Source organism: uncultured Fibrobacter sp. (genome assembly GCF_937877005.1).
Taxonomy (GTDB): Bacteria; Fibrobacterota; Fibrobacteria; order Fibrobacterales; family Fibrobacteraceae; genus Fibrobacter.
The window spans coordinates 1-2872 of record NZ_CALEFV010000076.1; the positions used below are offsets into that span (position 1 = coordinate 1).

At 43.5% G+C, this 2872-nt stretch carries 2 protein-coding genes and 1 pseudogene; 2 read left to right on the plus strand and 1 reads right to left on the minus strand.

Annotated features, from left to right (window positions below; translation table 11 throughout):
• Nucleotides 1-163: 163 nt before the first annotated feature.
• Nucleotides 164-922, minus strand: a complete 759-nt coding sequence (locus Q0628_RS04315; RefSeq protein ID WP_298768496.1) for a hypothetical protein — start codon at nt 920-922, stop codon at nt 164-166.
• Between the two features lie 172 nt (nt 923-1094).
• On the opposite strand from Q0628_RS04315, the gene Q0628_RS04320 reads away from it, so the two are divergent.
• On the plus strand, nt 1095-1925 hold the full coding sequence (locus Q0628_RS04320) for a TIGR02147 family protein (RefSeq protein WP_298768498.1): 831 nt from the start codon (nt 1095-1097) through the stop codon (nt 1923-1925).
• Nucleotide 1926: 1 nt separating this feature from the next.
• Nucleotides 1927-2872, plus strand: a pseudogene (locus tag Q0628_RS04325) (hypothetical protein); the annotation flags it as partial.

Sequence of the window (2872 nt, forward strand, 5' to 3'; positions counted from 1 at the left end):
CTCGTTAAGATTTTTGTCGGTACAAAGATAAACATTTTTTTTGACACCCGGCTGTCAATTTTTTTTTGACTGCCGAGTGTTAAAATTATTCCTAACACAATATAGCAAAAAACAAGAGTGGTGTGCAAGTGTGCAGTAAAATAATGCCGACCCAATAGCTTTTTTAGAAATTCAGCAAAAAGGCCAAAGCTGCACCAATTTCAAGGGAACTGTCATCTTCGTTAACCACTTTGCCAATTGAACCTGAGGCATCGATAGAAATGGTTTCGTTAAAGTCGTATTTCACACCGATAGCCGAGGAAAGATATAAATCTCCACCGCCATGAGAGAATTGGTATCCATGGTCTGAGAACGCTCCGAGATCCAGTGTCCCGTTCGTTCTTATGTATGGGGCAAAGTTTTCTGTAACGGTAAAATCAAGTTCCAACGCAGCGGATGTGGATAAAGGAATGTCTTCACCCTCTCCTTTTGTGTTTGTTCTAACAGAAAGCTGAGATCCGAAGTTGAGCAACTGATTTAGTTTCCTTGAATATTGCAAGCCGAATTGGAAATACCATGGATCATCGTAGTAGCCTTCATTGGGAAAATAAATATCCGCAAACACGTTCATGGTGGGAATAAATTGGTAACGTGTAAAAAGACTGATTGAACCAGTTCCGTCTGTCCCTATTTTGTTTCCGCCATAGTACGAAAATACATGGTACGGAACGATGAGCGCAAGTTCAAGGTTCGGAAAAACCGTGTAACGGGAACCGAAATAGAGATTAAGGCTGTGGTATTGCTTATCCTCGATAGAGGTGGTCCTGTAAGAAGAGCTGACCATAGTCTGTCCCTTATGATTTTCAAGAACAGGGAACAAATCCCACGCGGCAAAGGATGAAACCGCTGCAAGAGCACTTGCAAGAATGATTTTTTTGAGCATTTAATTTATCTCCTAACTGATATTAATTTGTGTAATAGGTTTACGGTGCCCCAAAGATACAAAAAAGTTGCGCGAAAAGAAATTTTTTTTGATTTGTATCATAAAAATATTGACAGATGATACAAAAAATGGTATATTAAGGATGCAAAGAAAAAGGTTAGGAGTTTTTTTTGTGAAACCAGTAACGGAATATCGCGATTATCGCAGCTGTATGCAGGACTTTTACGATGAACGTAAGAGGACTTGCTCGTTTACATGGCGTGAATTTGCCCGCTTGGCGGGCTTCACTTCACCGACATACTTGAAACTGGTGTGCGAAGGAAAAAGCAGTCTCAGTGAACTGGGAATTGAAAGGGTTGCCGCAGCCATGAATCTGGGTGGCTTTGAATATGCATATTTTCGCAGCCTTGTGCATTATAACCAAGCGAAGGACGACGAAACGAAAAAGAATGCTTTCGCAAGCATGAAGGATATCGCGAAAGCGAACAAGATTCGAGTGGTCGATGCAGATGCCTTCACGTATTTTGAATCTTGGAAAAATCCAGTTTTGCGTGAATTGGTGGCCATGATGCCAGGTGCCACACCTAAAGCTGTTGCCGAAATGTGCTGGCAGCCGATTACGGCTGATGAAGTTCGCAAATCTTTGAACTTTATGGTGAGTGTCGGAATTTTGCAGCGCAAGTCCAAGAATGTCTATGTGCAGACAGAAAAAGCTTTGGTCGGAAATTCCGATGTGATGCCTTTGGTGCTACGTTCTATGCATCGTGAAATGGCTTGCTTTGCACAGAAGGCAATTGATGAGTTTGATGTCAATGATCGCGATGTTTCGGGCATAACGATGGGAATAGATCGCGATACTTATGAACAAATTGTGCGGGAACTGGAATCCTGTCGCAGAAAGATTGTAGCGATAGCTAACACTTGTAAGGAACCAAATCAAGTTTATCGTTTGAACTTGCAGATGTTTCCATTGGCAAAAAATACACAAAAAAATGAGGGTTAATATGAATAAACTTACAAAAGCAAGAGTTCTATGCTGGGGGCTTCTGAGTAGTCTTGCGTTAGTCGCTTGTTCAAATGAATCGGCAACTTCGGTGAGTGATGGCACCACGGAAGAAAGAAACGGTTTTTGGAACGAGTCTTATAATCTTACGGCCTGGAATGTCATGGATGGGTCTGAAATTAAACTGGAAAATAATAAGAAGGCTTTGGTAGGCCGTGTATCGCTTAAAAAGGCGAGTGCAAAAGGCCTTGCCCGTGCCGGTATCGCCTATGATGTTTCCAATCCGGACGGTTCTCCCGCCGACCTTTCTCAGGACGGCGACGGCATATGCATTGCGTACAAGTCTGATTTTGATGTGGAAATCCGCCTCGATACGGCGGACTACGCAAGTTCTTCTGTAGACAAGGATGTGCCTTTTGTGAGCTTGAATATGAAGGATTCCGGAAACGAAAGCCGTTGCGCATCTTGGGAAGATTTCAAGATGAAAAAATCGACTAAAACGGATGGATCTGACGTTGTCAAGAAGGTGCGTTCTGTGCAGCTGGTCTTTGTAGGCGAATCGGGTGCATCGGGCGAATTCACCATTCAGCGGTTGACGCCTTACGTCCGCTGGGAGATGTGGTGGTCCAAGAGGGATGGCGACCATGTAAACACGGGCTTCGACGAAGGCGACGAGGGAACATCTGGCAAATGGAGCCTTTTCGGAGATTCGACCAAAGCCTACATTGAATTCAGTTACGGTGAATTCGAACCTACGGATGGTGGCTATGAAGGAAACGTCTTTTTCGATGAATCCAGTTCGAATCCGGATGTGGGCCTTCAGTTCCTTGTTGCGGGAAAATCTACAAAAATCGAATGGTTAAAGCCCGTTTTCGCAGAGGATGTTTTAACGGGAAAAGCAACAGTAACATCGCTGACAAAACGAAACGCAAAAAACGGTATCGTTG